This is a genomic window from Chryseobacterium sp. FR054, assembly GCF_056844565.1.
This window is the reverse complement of the sequence record NZ_JBXDSA010000002.1, coordinates 774,449-790,801: the sequence shown is the minus strand read 5'-3', so window position 1 is coordinate 790,801 and position 16,353 is coordinate 774,449. Positions and strand designations below refer to the sequence as shown.

18 protein-coding genes are annotated in these 16,353 nt (G+C 39.2%); 12 read left to right on the top strand and 6 right to left on the bottom strand.

The features are described from left to right. Positions 1–6: 6 nt before the first annotated feature. Positions 7–1,125 carry a molecular chaperone DnaJ gene (gene dnaJ / locus AC106S_RS10975; protein WP_482439109.1) on the top strand — a complete coding sequence of 373 codons (1,119 nt, stop codon included), beginning with the start codon at positions 7–9 and terminating at the stop codon, positions 1,123–1,125. A 147-nt stretch (positions 1,126–1,272) separates the two neighbouring features. Here dnaJ and AC106S_RS10970 read toward each other — a convergent pair whose 3' ends face one another. Then, on the bottom strand, positions 1,273–2,154 hold the full coding sequence (locus tag AC106S_RS10970; RefSeq protein WP_482439108.1) for a DUF808 domain-containing protein: 882 nt from the start codon (positions 2,152–2,154) through the stop codon (positions 1,273–1,275). Between the two features lie 154 nt (positions 2,155–2,308). Between AC106S_RS10970 and AC106S_RS10965 the strand changes: the two genes are divergently transcribed. From AC106S_RS10965 to AC106S_RS10950, 4 genes are all read left to right on the top strand, one after another. Further along, positions 2,309–2,899, top strand: coding sequence for a hypothetical protein (locus tag AC106S_RS10965; RefSeq protein WP_482439107.1), 591 nt, complete (start codon positions 2,309–2,311; stop codon positions 2,897–2,899). Between the two features lie 75 nt (positions 2,900–2,974). Further along, the gene (locus AC106S_RS10960; protein WP_482439106.1) at positions 2,975–3,793 is read left to right on the top strand and encodes a GLPGLI family protein; all 819 of its coding nucleotides are present in this window, start codon (positions 2,975–2,977) and stop codon (positions 3,791–3,793) included. Positions 3,794–3,795: 2 nt separating this feature from the next. Further along, positions 3,796–4,644 (top strand): hypothetical protein, encoded by an 849-nt coding sequence (locus AC106S_RS10955; RefSeq protein ID WP_482439105.1) that lies wholly within the window; start codon positions 3,796–3,798, stop codon positions 4,642–4,644. A gap of 48 nt (positions 4,645–4,692) precedes the next feature. Continuing rightward, positions 4,693–5,562, top strand: a complete 870-nt coding sequence (locus tag AC106S_RS10950) for an alpha/beta hydrolase (protein WP_482439104.1) — start codon at positions 4,693–4,695, stop codon at positions 5,560–5,562. Positions 5,563–5,606: 44 nt separating this feature from the next. Here the strand turns inward: AC106S_RS10950 and AC106S_RS10945 are convergent, their stop codons facing one another. Next, a complete protein-coding gene (locus AC106S_RS10945) occupies positions 5,607–6,302 on the bottom strand; it encodes a DedA family protein (RefSeq protein ID WP_482439103.1) in 696 nt (231 codons plus the stop codon). Positions 6,303–6,389: 87 nt separating this feature from the next. Beyond that, a complete protein-coding gene (gene prfB, locus AC106S_RS10940; protein WP_482439102.1) occupies positions 6,390–7,502 on the bottom strand; it encodes a peptide chain release factor 2 in 1,113 nt (370 codons plus the stop codon). A gap of 305 nt (positions 7,503–7,807) precedes the next feature. Between prfB and AC106S_RS10935 the strand changes: the two genes are divergently transcribed. Next, positions 7,808–8,089: a hypothetical protein gene (locus tag AC106S_RS10935; RefSeq protein ID WP_482439101.1), complete on the top strand. Its 282-nt coding sequence runs from the start codon at positions 7,808–7,810 to the stop codon at positions 8,087–8,089. A 316-nt stretch (positions 8,090–8,405) separates the two neighbouring features. Here the strand turns inward: AC106S_RS10935 and AC106S_RS10930 are convergent, their stop codons facing one another. From AC106S_RS10930 to AC106S_RS10920, 3 genes are all read right to left on the bottom strand, one after another. Continuing rightward, positions 8,406–9,512, bottom strand: coding sequence for an NAD(P)/FAD-dependent oxidoreductase (locus AC106S_RS10930; protein ID WP_482439100.1), 1,107 nt, complete (start codon positions 9,510–9,512; stop codon positions 8,406–8,408). Between the two features lie 62 nt (positions 9,513–9,574). Then, positions 9,575–10,933, bottom strand: a complete 1,359-nt coding sequence (locus tag AC106S_RS10925; protein WP_482439099.1) for an AAA family ATPase — start codon at positions 10,931–10,933, stop codon at positions 9,575–9,577. 123 nt (positions 10,934–11,056) lie between these two features. After that, on the bottom strand, positions 11,057–11,356 hold the full coding sequence (locus tag AC106S_RS10920; RefSeq protein WP_482439098.1) for a hypothetical protein: 300 nt from the start codon (positions 11,354–11,356) through the stop codon (positions 11,057–11,059). A gap of 219 nt (positions 11,357–11,575) precedes the next feature. Here AC106S_RS10920 and AC106S_RS10915 point away from each other — a divergent pair, with 219 nt between their 5' ends. The 6 genes from AC106S_RS10915 to AC106S_RS10890 all read left to right on the top strand — a co-directional run bounded on the left by AC106S_RS10915 (position 11,576) and on the right by AC106S_RS10890 (position 15,761). Continuing rightward, entirely contained in the window at positions 11,576–12,487 is a 912-nt protein-coding gene (locus AC106S_RS10915; protein ID WP_482439097.1) for an ABC transporter ATP-binding protein, read from the top strand. Further along, positions 12,480–13,325, top strand: coding sequence for an ABC transporter permease (locus tag AC106S_RS10910; protein WP_482439096.1), 846 nt, complete (start codon positions 12,480–12,482; stop codon positions 13,323–13,325). The genes AC106S_RS10915 and AC106S_RS10910 overlap by 8 nt, the downstream gene beginning before the upstream one ends. 145 nt (positions 13,326–13,470) lie before the next feature. Beyond that, positions 13,471–14,151 (top strand): hypothetical protein, encoded by a 681-nt coding sequence (locus AC106S_RS10905; RefSeq protein ID WP_482439095.1) that lies wholly within the window; start codon positions 13,471–13,473, stop codon positions 14,149–14,151. Between the two features lie 64 nt (positions 14,152–14,215). Then, entirely contained in the window at positions 14,216–14,896 is a 681-nt protein-coding gene (locus AC106S_RS10900) for a helix-turn-helix transcriptional regulator (protein WP_482439094.1), read from the top strand. 68 nt (positions 14,897–14,964) lie between these two features. Beyond that, positions 14,965–15,234 (top strand): zinc ribbon domain-containing protein, encoded by a 270-nt coding sequence (locus tag AC106S_RS10895; protein ID WP_482439093.1) that lies wholly within the window; start codon positions 14,965–14,967, stop codon positions 15,232–15,234. Next, positions 15,216–15,761 carry a HEAT repeat domain-containing protein gene (locus tag AC106S_RS10890; RefSeq protein WP_482439092.1) on the top strand — a complete coding sequence of 182 codons (546 nt, stop codon included), beginning with the start codon at positions 15,216–15,218 and terminating at the stop codon, positions 15,759–15,761. The genes AC106S_RS10895 and AC106S_RS10890 overlap by 19 nt, the downstream gene beginning before the upstream one ends. Positions 15,762–16,353: the final 592 nt, after the last annotated feature.

Here is a 16,353-nt window from a genome sequence, read left to right as displayed (position 1 = left end):
AGCATTATGTCAAAGAGAGATTATTACGAGGTTCTGGAGATCAGCAAATCTGCTTCAGGCGACGAAATAAAAAAAGCATACCGTAAAATGGCCATCAAATATCACCCTGATAAAAATCCGGGAGATAAGGTGGCGGAAGAAAAATTCAAAGAAGCTGCTGAAGCTTACGAAGTACTGAGCGATGAGCAGAAGCGTGCCCGCTATGACCAGTTCGGCCATGCCGGAGTAGGCGGCAACGGAGGTTTCGGAGGCGGAGGCTTCGGAGGCGGCATGAATATGGAAGATATTTTCAGCCAGTTCGGAGATATTTTCGGAGGTGGCTTTGGAGGTTTCGGCGGTGGTGGCGGTGGCCGCCAGCAGGCAAGAGGTTCCAATTTAAGAATCAGAATCAAGCTGAACCTTGAAGAGATGGTAAACGGAACCCAGAAAACCATCAAAGTTAAAAAAATGAAGGTGGCAGAAGGTGCTACTTCCAAAACATGTCCTACCTGTAACGGGTCCGGTGTTCAGCTTAAAGTAATGAATACCATGTTCGGGCAGATGCAGACCCAGACGACCTGCGGAACCTGTCAGGGAATCGGGAAAGTAGCCGATAAAATTCCGGCCGGAGCCAACGCTCAGGGACTGATCAAAGATGAGGAAGAGGTAACCATCAATATTCCTGCCGGAGCAAGAGACGGTATCCAGCTTAATGTAAGAGGAAAAGGAAATGATGCTCCTTTCGGCGGAGTTCCGGGAGACCTTTTGGTAATCATTGAAGAGGAAGTTGATAAAACCATCAAGAGAGAAGGGGACAACCTTCATCAGGAATTATATATTTCATTTGCAGAAGCAGCTTTAGGAACGAAAAAAGAAGTTCCAACTGTTGGCGGAAAAGTGAAGATCACCGTTGATCCGGGAACCCAGTCCGGAAAAATTCTGAGACTGGCAGGAAAAGGTCTTCCAAGCATAGACAGCTATGGTAAAGGTGATATGTTCATCCATATCAATGTGTGGACCCCGCAGAAGCTTAATAAGGAACAGAAAGAATTCTTTGAAAAGCAGATGAACAGCGGAGATATGGTTGCAGAACCATCCGGAAAGGAAAAAACTTTCTTTGACAAAGTAAAAGATTTATTCAATTAATACAAAGAGGCCTTAGGGTCTCTTTTTTTTGTGCTTTGATTGTTTTTCAGGCGCATTAAAAACACCTGTTGATTTCAATAATAACAATAAAAAACTCAGCAGTCAATCCACCGCTGAGTTTTTATTTCAATTACAGTCGTCAATTAATTATTTCTTTACGGCAAGGGAATAAATCATTTTTCCTACGGTGAAAACAGCTACGGCAGCCAGTCCGCCTGCAATTCCGAAAGTAAATTCTTTCAGTATGGAAGGCCAGGTAGGAAGCAGCTCGTGAAGATAGTGGATATTATGGGAGAAAATCCCTCCTGATACCAGAATAAGAGCGATAGTTCCCACTACTCCCAATATTTTGATGATTACGGGAAGTGCTTTTACCAGTAAATGCCCCAGTTTGGAAACAACTCCTTTATCGTGGCTCTTTTTAATCAGCTTGAATCCTGCATCATCCATTCTTACGATAAGTGCAACAATCCCATATACTCCTACCGTAGCAATAAACGATACGAATGTTACTGTAATAATCTGTGTAAGCAACGGATGTTCTTCCTGAATTACCGTTCCCAAAGCGATGATAACAATCTCAATGGAAAGGATAAAGTCTGTGGTGATGGCCGATTTTATTTTAGCTTTTTCTGTCACTTCAGAATTTTCAGTTTCTTCACTTTCCTGTACTACTTCATGCCCTTTTTTGGAACGGTGAAATAAAAATTCGATGATCTTTTCCACTCCTTCAAAGGCCAGATATAACCCTCCCAGGATAAGAATGATCTCAATGGCCGGTTTATAGAGCCAGTTGAGCAGGAAAGCAATGGGAAGAATAATCAGTTTATTAATGAATGATCCTTTTGTGATGGCCCATAAAACCGGAAGTTCGCGGGAGGATAGAAAACCGGTTGCCTTTTCGGCATTTACCGCAAGATCGTCTCCTAAAATTCCTGCTGTTTTCTGTGTCGCCAGTTTACTGGTAACTGCCACATCATCCATCAATGCTGCAATATCATCTAAAATTGCAAAAAAGCCTGATGCCATATTTTAATTTTTTTTTAATATTTGTTAAGCTGAGCAAAAATAATTATTTAATTCTATTTACAAACGGTTTGTAAAACATTAATTTCAGACATTTTTCATTCACAATATTCTTATTATTTTAATCTTTGTATCTTAGGCATTTATCGTAATAATCATGACTCATTCAGACATCGAAGAAATCTATAACCGCACTTTTGCCGGGCTTACCCTGTATTACCGTGATACCGATCTTACCGAAAAGCTGATTTCAAAGTATTATCCCGGACAGATCCTTCACGAACGGGGTTTTACAGACATGACATACAAAGGTGGCGGCCTGTCCGGTAACACCCGCTACCTGATTGCCTCAGCCAACGGAAAAGATATTTCCGCACTTTCTCCTGATATGAAAGATTACGGGCACATCCTGCTTACTGCCGGATCTTATTTCAAAGTACTGGATATCTCGGAAGCGGAAAACAAAACACAGATTTTTCTGCTGGAAATTCCTTCTGATACTATTGATTTCTTTACCCGGAATACCTCCGGTATTGAAAACGAAATTACTGAAAAAGCAAAACAGAACTTTTTATCCAAAATACAGCTTGAACCCCTTCCTGAGCTTTCAGATAAAGACTGGCTGGAACGGACATCCTATCCTATCGGAATGAATGAGTGTGGAAAACTGTTTTATGATGAAACAGAAAAGCCATCCGGAGAGAACCAGACAGTACCCAGGCCCAGGCCGTGGTGGAAATTATGGTAAATTCATCCTGATTAAACTGAAGAATAGTCTGCTGTATTATTTTTGTATATTCGTAATGCACTGAAAAATATAAATATGAAATCTTTGATTCTGCTTTTCTCTCTTTTCTTATGTAATTTATGCTCCAGCCAAAACAGACAGTTTTTCTATGAATACCGTTTTGTTCCTGATTCAGCTCAAAAGAACCAGAGCATGACAGAAATAATGGTACTGGATATCAATAAAAAAAGATCTATGTTTTTCGGACAGGAGATGTACAGGTCTGATTCTACCCTGCTCAGTGATTCAAAAAAAGGAATACTCTCCATGCCTCCTGATAAACCGATGATCAGTGAACAGATCATTAAATATCCCAATTCCTCTGAAATTGAATATGTAAAAATAGTTTCTTACGAGAAATATATTGTTAGTCAGGATGTAAAACTTCCCTGGAAACTGGCATCCGAATTCAAAACAATCCTGGATCATAAAGTACAGAAAGCAACGGTTTCATTTGGCGGAAGGCAATGGACAGCATGGTTTGCCAAAGATATTCCGTTTCAGGACGGACCTTATAAATTCTATGGGCTTCCGGGGCTGATCCTTGAGCTGGAAGACAGTACCAAAAGTCATCATTATCTCATTAAGGGAATCAAAGAGAGTCAGGAAGAACTGATTTATCCGGATTTAAACAACTATAAAACATCAAAAATATCGTATCTTCAATTTATTAAACTGTATAAAAATTACCGTCTCAATCCCGTTGCCAATCTGATTGGTAAGATCCCTGATTATCTTGATGAAAACGGCAATACGGTGAGCGGACAGCAAAAGGTAAGAGAAATCGAAAAAATCAGACTTGATCAAATCAAAAAAGATAATAATATCATTGAAATTGATCTTCTTAAAAAATAAAAATGTTATTAAAAAGTCTCCATATAAAAATCAGGTTTCTGCTGTTGGGTACTATTCCCCTGCTGTTTTCTGCCCAGAAAGCACATGACTATCTTCAATGTGATTTAAAATCTCTGAAAACAGTCTGCAAAGGAAACAGCAGAAAGATTATTTCTGAGATCAGCAGCGAAGGAGGTATCAGAATATACGGACGGCTGAAAGATCTGAAAAGGGAATTACCTGAAAGAGCTTTTGAAAAGTATCAGGACAGGATCCGCTTAATCTGTAACGAAAATATACAGTATGACAGCATCAATAGGATTCACTACGCCCAAAATTCCGGAGATGACAGAAAATTTCATTTTATTTATTCCGGGCAATATAATCCTGTAATCCGATATAAAGGAACTGAAGATCTGAAAAAAATCAAAGATATTAATATCAATTCCCCTCAGAAATACCTTCAGCTTTACAGCAAAGAAAATGAGAACAACCGGGATTATGAAGTCTTTTATTACTTCTACAATCAGCAGGAACGGTTAGAATATGGTTTTCATCAGCATGGTAATGAGTTCAGTGAATATACATTCGTCTACCAGAATTCGCTGTACGGACCGGAACTCGCTGAAGTATATAAAAATAATATCCTTTCCGAAGAATATTCCTATTATAAAAATGAAGATACCTATGAAAAAACCATTACGGAATATCCGGTAGATGAGTCTTACCGGCTGGATAAAAAGAACAGACCCTTTTTAATGAAATCGGCCTATGTTCCGGTTTCCATCCCATGCAACTGCCGTGAAGGGTATGTAACCAGAATTATTTACTGGGATGAGGATAAATGCAGAGATAAAACGATCCTTGAGTAATTCTGTTTTCTTCAATATTTCTCCGTGTTTATTTTGTATTTTTAATCTATGAAAAAGCTCATTCTGAGATACCATTTTTTTGTGGTCGGATCCATAAGTTTCCTGCTTCAGTCATGTAATACCAAATTCAGGGTATGGGTAGGTCCCGACGGCCAGCAGAAAATCTATAATTTAAAATACGGGGAACATAAAAGACAAAAGATGGATGTTTTCCTTCCTCTGGATTATCCTGAAGACAGCCCGGTAGTGCTTATTGTACACGGCGGGGCATGGACGCTGGGAAAAAAAGAACATATGATCCAGATCCAGAAAATGCTTTTCAAAAACCAGATTCCAAGCATCAACATGAATTACAGGCTGGTTTCCGGACGGAAAAAAATCACCTATAAACAACAGCTGGAAGATATAGGTCTGGCTATAAAAAAGTTCAACTCTCTTTCGGAAAAAGCAGAACTGAAGCCTGACAATTACATCCTGCTGGGGGAAAGTGCCGGAGGGCATCTCGCTCTCCTTTACGGATACAAACATCCAGACCAGATCCGAAAGATCATTTCCCTGAGCGGACCGACCGATTTTTACAGCCCGGAATATCTGAATTCATTTTACTCCAAATACACCTCTCCTACTTTTCAGAAAGTAGTGGGTACGAAATTTGACCGCAAAAACATATCCGAAGACTTTAAAGAAGCCAGCCCTATCGCCAATATTACGAACGTACCTACCCTTCTTTTTCAGGGAAATAATGATTTTCTGGTTAACCGGCATCAGGGGATTGCGATGGATTCAGCACTTAGCCGGGAGCATATTCCGCATAAACTTATCTTTATGGAAAGAACAGGCCATGTTCCGAGGCTTTTCAGCAAAAGAAAAAGAGACAGCATCATCTATCCGAATATCCTGGAATGGATAAAAAAATAACCCGCTCAAAAGCAGGTTATCGGTTATACTGTATTGTTGAATGTCTATTCAAAGTCTTTGTTTTCGTATTTAGAGAAGTCCTCTTTTTTCCCGAAAGCAAATTTAATGATCACCGGAAGGGTTGTAACAAGTACAATAACAATGATGATGTATTCCAGTTTTTCTTTCAAATTGATTCCAAACTGATCCATGAACAGCTTGTCAAGGTAATGTCCGGCAAAGATCAGAATGAACGACCATAGAACCCCACCGATAATATTATCTCTGAGGAATTCCTTTTTATCCATCTTTACAATTCCGGCTACAATTGGAGTAAATGTTCTTACCACCGGTAAAAACCTGGCCATAATAATTGCGAGCGCTCCGTGTTTTTCGAAGAAATCATGAGCCTGGTAAAGGTATTTTTTCTTAAACAGCATTGAATCCGGTCTCTTGTATAAGGCAGGACCTGTTTTTCTTCCGAAATAATATCCCACTTCATTTCCTATCACGGCAGCCAGAGCCACCCCGGTAGCCAGCAGTGTGGTATCTAAAAAATCGCTCCCGGTAGAGCCAAAAGTCTCTTTGATGATTTCAACGGCATAAATCCCTGAAACAAAAAGCAGAGAATCACCCGGAAGGAAAAATCCTACAAAAAGTCCGGTCTCGGCAAAAACAATGAATAAAATAAGCCAGAACCCACCCATTTTGATATAAAATTCAGGGTTCAGTAAGTCTTTCCAGCTATTGAAATCTTCCATAAATAACGATTAGCAACAAAAATAAGCGTAAAAAGTCTGAAACAAAAATTAATTATAAGATTTTAACTAAAATAAAAACATGATATTTTACAAGTCAAGATCATCATCGGAAACTGCGGTACCGTCGGCCATAAGGAAGGCTTTTAGAAATGGCGTAAGATTTCCGTTCATTACAGAATCCACATCTGAGGTTTCATGGCCTGAACGTACGTCTTTTACCAGTTTATACGGATGCATTACATAGTTTCTGATCTGGCTTCCCCACTCGATCTTCATTTTATTGGCTTCGATCTCGTTTCTTGCTTTCATACGTTCTTCCAATTCCATTTCATAGAGTCTTGAACGGAGGAGCTGCATGGCTTTTTCTTTGTTCTGAAGCTGTGAACGGGATTCGGAGTTTTCGATAATGATTCCTGTTGGTGCGTGGCGTAGACGTACGGCAGTTTCTACCTTGTTTACGTTCTGCCCTCCTGCTCCGGATGATCTCATCGTTTCAAATGAAATATCGGCAGGATTGATATTGATCTCGATGGTATCGTCTACCAACGGATAAACATATACTGAAACGAAACTCGTATGACGTTTTGCATTGCTGTCAAAAGGTGAAATTCTTACCAGCCTGTGTACACCGTTTTCTCCTTTCAGGTATCCGAAAGCATATTCTCCGTCAATTTCCAGGGTAACGGTCTTCACTCCGGCTACATCACCTTCCTGGAAGTTGAGTTCACGGATCTTGTACCCCTGTTTTTCTGCCCACATTGTGTACATTCTCATCAGCATGGAAGCCCAGTCACAGCTTTCCGTACCTCCGGCTCCTGCCGTGATCTGAAGTACTGCCGAAAGTTCATCCCCTTCATTGGAAAGCATATTTTTGAATTCCAGGTCCTCTATCTTTTCTACCAGCTGAGGGAAAGTATCGTCCAGCTCTTTTTCGGAATCCGGATCCTCTTTGGCAAATTCTACAAGCACCTGCATGTCTTCGAACTGGGTTCTGATCTCTTCATAATCTTCTACCCATCTTTTTTTGGAACGGAGCTGCTTCAGAAAAGCCTCGGCTTCTTTCGGGCTGTCCCAAAATTCCGGAGCGGCTGTTTTCTCATCATCATTGGCAATTTCTATCTTCTTTTTTTCAATCTGAAGATATTTATGTAAGTCTTCTATTCTGGACTGAACTTCTTTTATCTGGTCGTTGTTGATCACGAATTTTTAATTTTATACAAAAATACGAATTCTTTTGTCAGTTGAGGATTCAGAATTCAAGGTTTCCTCTTTAAAGTTCAGGGTTTAATGTTTCATGTTTCACAGAGGCGGCTGAACAGAAGATTTCTTAAAATTTACCTTTTCTTTTTTCAAAAATGTATATTTATCCTGACAAAATACAGATCGGTTTCAAAAGTTGGAGAGAAATATTTTAAATACAAGGTTTGAGAAGATATTTGCGGGCTTGAGTTTTGTATTTTTTTTGCTGCTTCTCAAGATTTGCGCCTGATCCCAATATCATCTGAATGGATAAAAACTACATCAATATTTTAATTAATGAGCACCGGGCCAATTCCGGGCAACTGAAAAAGCTGATCATATCAATGAATATAAGCCCGGGAATGGGTAAAGACTTCTGTGCTTATCTCGCGGAAAAAACTCTTCAACAATTGGAAAAAGGAGCAGATTCACAGAAAATACAGGGTATAATAGAAACCGAACTTTGTGTGGGATATGGTCTTTACAGATCTGAATTCAATTCTGAAAAAATCACCTGTGATATTATGGATTGGTGGGAAAACCTATGACTTCATCAAGTCCCTTTAAATATCATTACGAACTGATCACCAGATACTCAATAAATTATATTAGATTTAGTAAAAAAGATTAAACGTAAAGTTGATGAATAATTTCGCTTTATCTTGAATGAGGCAAAGTGATGCGGTTTCGTCGCTGATAAAGCTAGCTGTTAAAACGCTTGCTTCATCGAATCAACTTTGTTGATTCTAATCTTTACTCCCTTAAAATGTGAAGCAAAAAGATGTAAACTTTGCGTTTTCAAAAAACAAAAAAAATTAAACGCAAAGTTTTATGCAAAATAATTTCGATTTTGATAAACAAGTATTAAATCATTTCTGTCAGCAACTCTCCGATTTTCGGAGCCAGTGCTACTCCCATTCCTGAAAGTCTTACTCCGCAGAACTGTCTTTCCGAAAGTTGTTTTACCACCGGACTTTTCTCAGCTCCCATCGCCATAATTCCTGACCAGCGGAGTGCAATTTTAAAGTCCTGTTCCGGTAAGATGACTTCTTTCAGGAATCTTTCCAGATGATTCTGTAAAAATTCCGTGGTTTCAAAAGCAGTTGTCTCTTCTGTTTTGAAATCCTGATTTCTGCCTCCTCCCAATAATACACGGTTTCCCAGATTTCTGAAATAGTAAAAGCCTTCATCATAATGGAATGTTCCCTTTAATTTCAGATTCCCGACGGGTTCTGTCAGGATGATCTGTCCGCGGGCAGGAATGATGTCTTCATTAGCCAGAAATTCTGAACTGAAAGCATTGGTACAGTAGATCAGCTGTTCAGCTTCCACAGAAAGACTTTCCGAAAGCCTGATCTCCACAGCATCCGTTTTTTCATTCACGCTTTTGACTTCTGTTCCGAACAGAAATTCAATTTTCAGTTCATGGCATTTTTCCTGAAGTTTATGCAGCAGCTTTCCTGAATGCAGGCTTCCTTCACAGGGATTTTCAATCAAAAATGCAGATTTTCCCAGACCGAACTGCAGTATCTTTTCCTGTTCCAGACGGTACGTTTTTTCAAGCCCGGTTATCGGTTTCAGTTTTTCATTCACCAGATCCAGCTTCTGCAGAGGCTGATCATCTTTTAAAATCTCATACCCTCCATCCAGCTCAAAATCTATTTCATCATTTTTAAAATACTTCTGAATTTTCTGAAGGCCTTCAAACCTCATCGTGACCAGCTCCAGCGTTTTATCCCATCCCATTTTCTCTGAATCGGCAATCACTTCCGTTAAGCTGCCAAAACAGGAAAAACCGGCGTTTCTTGTTGAAGCCCCCAGCGGAACCGTATTCCGTTCAATGATGAGAACTGATTTTTCAGGATATTTTTCTTTAACGGCCAGAGCTGTCCATAATCCTGAAAAACCGGATCCGATAATGATGATATTTCTTTTTCTGTAAAAGGTTTCAAGCTCCCAGATGCTGTTCATGAGTAATGGATAATGAGTAAGAAAGATTGATCTGCTTTAAAATGATATTTTTTGTATGTTTATTATCCCTGCGCATCATCTTCATCTCCGTTATGGTGAAACCCGATCGCTCTTCTAGGTTCTTCCACGACCTGGTAGGTCTCAAGTTCTTTTTTCAAAGCCTGTATCCTGTAACGGAATTCGTCGAAATTATTGATGATCACATCTGCCAGGAATCTGGCGATCTGGTCCAGATATTCTTCAGTCAGTTTTCCGGCGGCATCTCTCAAAGCAGCATTCAGCAGGTTCTGATCGATCTTCAGATTTTCATTCCGCGTTCTCTGATAAAGATTCTTGATCCGTTTTTTCAGACTTTGAGTAAAGTCGATCAGCATGGTATTGCTGAATACTTTCATTTTTGAAGAAATGTCGTGCCAGAACGGAACTTTATCGGCTTTATTCTTTTTGAGGATCTTGAACAGAAGAGAATCTGCTTCCAGATCTTTCGTCATCGCATACAGGATGATTTCTGAGCGTTCGGCAGCGTTGGGTGGAAAAACGGGGATCATCACATCAAATCTTCCGGGAGCCAGGATTTCTTCATCAATTTCTGCAATTGAATTGGCTGAGCCTACCATCAGCAGTTCTTCTTTTTCAAATTTCCCGATGTAATGAAGGATGAGTTCCTGGGTTTCCAGGTTGCAGGAAGCAATATCTGTTTCTGCTTTTCGCTGCATCATAATCTCATCAAAATCATCAAGGAAAAGCAGTACTTTATCTTCTTTCATCATCGTCAGCAGAAAATCGTTGAAATTGGTTTTATTACCGTTAATAAATGAAGTTCCCAGATAATGTTTTTTGACTTCTTTGAAATGATACCCTATAATTTCGGCTATCTTGTTGGCCCAGAATATCTTTCCGCTTCCGGGAGGTCCGTAGAGAACAATTCCGGCCGGTTTATTGATTCCCCAGTCTTTGATCTGCTGCGGATTGAGGAATGGCTCCAAAACCCCTGAAATGTAAAAGAAAAGGTCTCTGTAACCTATAAAATCTCTGTGCTTCAGGCTGGTTTTATGTCCGAAATAATCATAGACGAACTGGTAATTGCCTCCCAATTTATTATCGATACCGTAACTGGAGATTGATGAACGGAAGAAACCGTTGTCAAAGATATTGGGATTGGTCTCTTTAATGGCTTTTTCTATATCTTCTTTGGGCTGATTGATAACCTCAGCGATCTGTTCCACAGTTTTATTTTTATCCAGGTCTTTTTCGTAAAGCCTTAAAAAATCTGCATTTTCACGTGCAAATTTTTCAAAATCTTCTTTTACTTCAAAGTTGGTGCTGATGCAGATTCCCAATTCAAGGTCGAAATCCTGGATAAACTGTTTGATGGCTTCTGCCGAAACATTCAGTTCTCTGGCAAGTTCAATTAACTTCATAATTCCCTATTAATTCTATCAAATTTAGCATTTTAATCTCGAAAATCTATTGAAAAATTTGCTAAAATTTGCTAAATATTCAATCCTGAAAACAGGGATACCCTCACCTGATTCTGCATTTTCTTATTTTTCCGAAAGCTTATGCTGCATATCATTAATGGCATTCTCAATCACTTCCGGCTCATCCTGATTGATGTAATGTCCGCTTTCGGGGGCAATAATCTGCCTGCTGTCTGATGATAGTTTCAGGGGATCTTTCTGCATTTTATCCCAGGCGGTCAGCATTTCATTCTTCAGTTTTTCATCTTTAACAAAACTGTTATACCTCGTTTTATCTGCCGCTGTAATTATATACAGGGGAACAGATCCGGAAACCAAAGAATAATGAGAACAAGCAGTCCCATTCCGAATATTTTCAGCCATTTGAGAATTTTCATACGTTATATTTTTAATATCCTGTGATTATTATTTTCTGAACAGGTATTCTTTTTCACAAAAAAAGCTACACCTATAAAACAATGATAATCTACTGTTTATTAAATCTTTATAAAAAAATCAGCAATATCGTGCATCAGAAAAACAGCCCGCATTCTGTAACAATCTGAAATTTTATGAGACCTACTACCATGTAAAACAATTATCATGGAAAAAATTTTGTCAGTAAAGAATTTAACTAAAAAATTCAAGCGAACTGTCGTAAACAATATCTCTTTCGATGTGGAAAGGGGAAATGTTTACGGATTACTGGGTCCTAACGGAAGCGGTAAATCTACAACATTCGGGATGCTGTTATCTACCATCAATCCAACCAGTGGTGACTGGTACTGGTTCGGACAGAAGGGAACGCAGCCTGATACCCTGAAAAAGATCGGGGCCATTATTGAGCAGCCCAATTTTTATCCTTACCTGAATGCGGAAACCAATCTCAAGATCGTTGCGGAAATCAAAGGAACTCCTCATACCAGAATTGATGAGGTTCTGAAAACCGTAGGTCTTCTGGAAAGGAAAAAGGATCCTTTCAGAACGTACTCCCTGGGTATGAAACAGCGTCTCTCCATTGCTTCTGCCATGCTGAACAATCCGGAAGTTCTGATTCTGGATGAGCCTACCAATGGTCTTGATCCGGAAGGAATTATACAGATACGGGAAATCATCAGTGCTATTGCCAAACAGGGCATCACCATCATCATTGCCAGCCATCTTCTTGATGAAATTGAAAAGATATGCAGCCACGTGATCGTACTGAAAGAAGGAAATTCAATCTACTGTGGAAGAGTAGATGAAATGACGGCCAACAACGGCTATTTTGAATTAAAAGCAGATAACAATACTCAGCTTTTAAGTGCTCTGGAAGAACTGCAATGGTTTACCTCGGTAAAAGCAGAAGGTGAAATCATCAAAGCCCAGATTCGTGAAGACGCTTCTGTTTCGGCTTCCACCCTGAACCAAAAACTGGTGGAAAAAGGGATTTTCCTTTCTCATCTGACCAGAAAAAAACTGTCTCTTGAATCCCAATTCCTTGAACTTGTAAAAAACACCAACAGCCATGCTTAGATTATTAAAACTCGAATATTATAAAAACCTGAACTACCGACCGTTCAAGATTTTCACAGTGTTATATTTTGCTATTCTCACGGTCCTTCTTTTCATCGGACTTGTGGATCTTGATGTTTTCGGTGCTACCATCAATCTGAAAGAGCAGGGCATTTACAACTTTCCCGAAATATGGAACTTTACCACCTGGATCGTAGCTCTGCTGAAGATCTTTCTTGGGCTCATCATTGTATTTTCAATTTCCCAGGAGTTTACCAACCGGATGTTTAAACAGAATACCATCGACGGGTTGAGCAGAAAGGAGTTTATCGGATCCAAGCTGCTGACCATTACTATTTTTACGGCTATATCTACCTTGCTGGTATTCATTATTACTCTGTTTTTGGGTTATCAGTACTCCAATACGACAGATTCGGCTAAAGTTTTTGAAGAGATATTCTTTATCGGAAATTATTTTGTAAAGCTCTTTACTTTCTTCTGTTTCCTGATGTTTCTTTCCGTATTGCTCAGAAAATCAATGTTTGTCTTCCTGGGATTCTTTGTCTACTGGATCGCTGAAGGAATTCTGACGGTCATTGAAACCTTCCGGAAAGTAAAAGGGCTTCAGGAGCCTGAAAGACTGAAAGTGATGAAAGACGACTTTTTCATTACCCATCTTCTGCCATTGGAAAGTATGTCCAGCCTTATTCCTAACCCTATGATGCGTCTGAAAACAGCCAAAATGATGGGACTTCAGTATGAATTCACCTATCCTGTTGAAAGTCTTATCGCCTGCATCGTATGGTCCGGTATCTTTATTTTCGGTTCTTACTGGATCCTGAGAAAAAGGGATTGGTAAGCCTTCCGTATTCAAATATTAAAAATCAAAGTGGTCCCGGGGATCACTTTTTTTATGGCTGCGGGATTGACCTGAAAATGTTAAAAATATTCTCAATGTATGCAGCTATATACTTTTTTTTATTACTTTTATCAACATGACAGGAATGAAAAAAATATATTATTTCCCAGGACTGATCAGTGCCTTATTAATGCCTGTTCTGTTCTGGTATTATATTTCTCCGCATATTGACAGAACCGTTTACAGTGTGATTGATATTGGGCTGCCTTCAAAGAGTGTTCCTAATGATCCTTATGACCAGGCCTCTTTTGAACCTTTAAGAAACCGGGATTATCAACAGATTGCCGTCGGTCCCCATGAAGCCGGAAAAAAATCTGAATTCCATGTTTCACAGCTTAAAAAGCTCAGAGCAGATAATAAAAAGAACTCCGGGATTGAGTTTGTTCTTTCAGACCGGAATACTTATGGAGATTTTGTTTCTGTTCTTAATGACCTGCATAAAGCCAGAATGGATATGTTTGCAGTAGATGCCGGAAAAACAGGGCATATCTTTGCTCTGCATGAGTACATTTCTCCTGTAAAAAGCGGGGAAAAAGAAGATTTTGTTCTTTGTGGCACCATTTCCTCATACGGAGATACTTCTCAAAAAAACATCTGGAACTATATCGAAGATTTCAGTTCGTCCCAACACTATACTCTGTTTACCCAACATCTGGTAAAGCTTCCACAGAAAGGCCTTCTGTTTGTTTTTGGATTTCTTTTACTGCTGCATCTTTCTATGCTGAGTATCAGGGAAAGATTTCAGGTGCATTATCAAAAGAAATAAGTCTGTAAAATCTTCCTGAACATTTTTATATACATTTGTGTACCTTACGGAATATGAGAAAACCATGAACAGAATTGACAGGCTTATCTCTGTACTGACGACCCTTCAGTCTAAAAAGTTCGTGACTGCAGATTATATTGCCGATAAATATGAGATCAGTGTGAGAACAGTATACAGGGATATAAAAGCCCTGGGAGAAATTGGCGTTCCCATTGATTATGAACCACAGAAAGGCTATACTGTCCTGCAGGGATTCTTTCTCCCTCCTGTACTGTTAACCAGTGATGAAGCGAATTCCCTGATCATGATCGCAAAGCTTTCGGAACGCTACACAGACAAGACCATTCATAAAAATGTTTCCAATGCCATTGATAAGATAAAGTCGGTACTGCAGCACAGGGAAAAAGAAAAGGCGGATCTTCTCCAGGAAAAGATCGGTATTTATGTTTCTCCGGAAACAGGCCGCAACCGGGATCATCTTACCATCATTCAAAATGCAATTGTCGATAAGCAGATCCTGAAAATAAGCTACGTCAATAATCAAAATGAAGCCAGTGAAAGAGAAATAGAACCGATTGGCATGAGCTTTTACACCAATCAGTGGCATCTTATCGGCTGGTGCCGGATCCGTAAGGCATACCGGGATTTTAAAGTGTTTCAGATCAGGGATCTGAAAAATACCGGACAGCCCTTCAGGAAAGAAGATCATTTTACCCTTCAGGAGTATATTAATTCTTTGACATAATTTTTAAAACAGACTGACATAGGGTTGTCATTCTCCCCTTTTACCTTTGCAGGAAAATACGAGAAAATATGGATCAAACCTGCAAAAACTGTCAGAGCTGCGGAATGTCTCTGAAAAAATCACCCAACGGAGGAGGAACGAATCGGGATGGAAGCATCAGCAAAATGTACTGCGGCTACTGTTATGAAAACGGAAAATTTAAACAGCCTGATATCAACGCTCAGGAAATGCAGCATTTTGTAAAGCTTAAAATGAAAGAAATGGGATTTCCGGGATTTCTGGCCGGTTTATTTTCAAAAGGAATTCCTAAATTAGAACGTTGGAAAAACAAAAACTGAAAAATACAATGACCATTGAAGAACTTTTTAAAGACAAGTCTGTAAAAGCCAAAGAAAAAACAGATATCATCAGTAAATGGATACTGGACAGGTCACTGCCCGCCGATGAACTCATTGCCTTTGCTGAAAAAGCTAAAGATCCGGTAAAAGCTACCTGCGTTGAAGCCCTGGAATACGCTACCAAACAAAAGCCCGATATTGCCGATGAAACCATCCTGACTTTTGTAACCTCTACCCTTCCTGAAAAAGCACCCCGGATAAAATGGGAAAGCGCCAAAGTAATCGGAAATATCGCTCATCTCTTTCCCGATCAGCTGGAGAAACCAATCAGCGGACTGCTTGCCAATACGGGTCACGAAGGAACTGTGGTACGATGGAGTGCTGCCTTTGCTTTAGGAGAAATCCTTAAGCTGAAAACAAAATATAATACAGATCTTCTTCCTACCCTTGAAAGCATCTCTGGGAAGGAGGAAAAGAGCAGCATCAAAAAGATTTATCTGGATGCTATCAAAAAAACAACAAAATAAATACCTTTGTGAGAATATAACTACAAACGTTATAGGCTTTGGAAACCTATAACGTTTTAATTTATCACGCAAACATCTGCAAATCCGCGAGATATTTTTTTACGCTCGCAGATAAAGCAGATTGAGCAGATTTTTATAGTATTGATGTTCAAAACCTACATCGATATAGTTCCCACAGATGACGCAGATCTTTTTTTATAATTTCTGTTGAAAAGATGTAACTATAAACGTTTTGGAAACCTATAATGTTTTAATTTATCACGCAAACATCTGCAAATCCGCGAGATATTTTTTTACGCTCGCAGATAAAGCAGATTGAGCAGATTTTTATAGTATTGATGTTCAAGACCTGTATAAATATGGCTCTCACAAATCTCACGACGCAGATCTTTTTATAATTTCTGTTGAAAAGATGCAACTATAAACGTTTTGGAAACCTATAATGTTTTAATTTATCACGCAAACATCTGCAAATCCGCGAGATTTTTTTTTACGCTCGCAGATAAAGCAGATTGAGCAGATTTTTATAGTATTGATGTTCAAAACCTACATCGATATAGTTCCCACAGATGACGCAGATCTTTTTTTATAA